This window comes from Aminobacter sp. P4_D5, from assembly GCF_056401815.1.
Genome location: NZ_JBFUIP010000684.1, coordinates 1 through 724 on the forward strand (window position 1 = coordinate 1; position 724 = coordinate 724).

Consider the following 724-nt stretch of genomic DNA (forward strand, 5'->3'; position numbering starts at 1 on the left):
GGACCGCATCTGGATGCCCGGCGCACCCGCCTACCCTGTCTCCACGCATGTCTTCCCCTGGCCTGCCGCCATTGGGTGGTCCGGGTGAWACCTAATGCATGGTCGGCTWGTCTGCCACATCGGGCGTAACCGCCGCGGCGGTTACGACACGGATCGGCCCTGAAAAATCGGGACATCCACCTGCCGCAGCTTCGCGACGATCTCCTCAGGCCTGTGCTTCTTCTGCGACATTCCAGCCGCCTCGTTCAGGCTCAAAAGCCTATCTCGGGGAAGACCGTTTTCATGAGGCAGACCAACCAGTCCCCATCGCGTGGCCGGCTGGCGAACCACATCAGCCCAGAATGCAGATCACCAGAAGGAACGCCTGCAGTGCCGCCATGATCGCCTGACGTGCCATCAACCGTCTGGCGCCGACGATACGCGCCGGTAGAGGCCGGCCCGCCTTCACCACCGGCATGATACCGAGGCCCACAAGTGCCGAATCGAGCCCGGCCAGGTCGCGCGGTGCTGTCGCCTCGGCGATCGACGCGAACAGCGCGGCATCGAACCCGACACGGATCGCGAGATAGATCTCGCACAAACCGGCCAGCAGGACTGCCAGCAGAATCCCTGAAAGCAGCGGCGTGAGGGCTCCTGCAAGCGCCGGCACCAGCACCAGGCCGGCCGCTGCGACGGTGGTGAAGCCGCGCGACAAGGCATCGAGCCGATCGCCCTGGGCGAGAAG

General features: G+C 65.4%; 1 protein-coding gene. It reads right to left on the bottom strand.

The window, feature by feature from the left end:
* Nucleotides 1–331 precede the first annotated feature (331 nt).
* The coding region (locus AC1DWF_RS34320; RefSeq protein ID WP_476842950.1) for a hypothetical protein at nt 332–724 on the bottom strand (393 nt) is incomplete at its 5' end.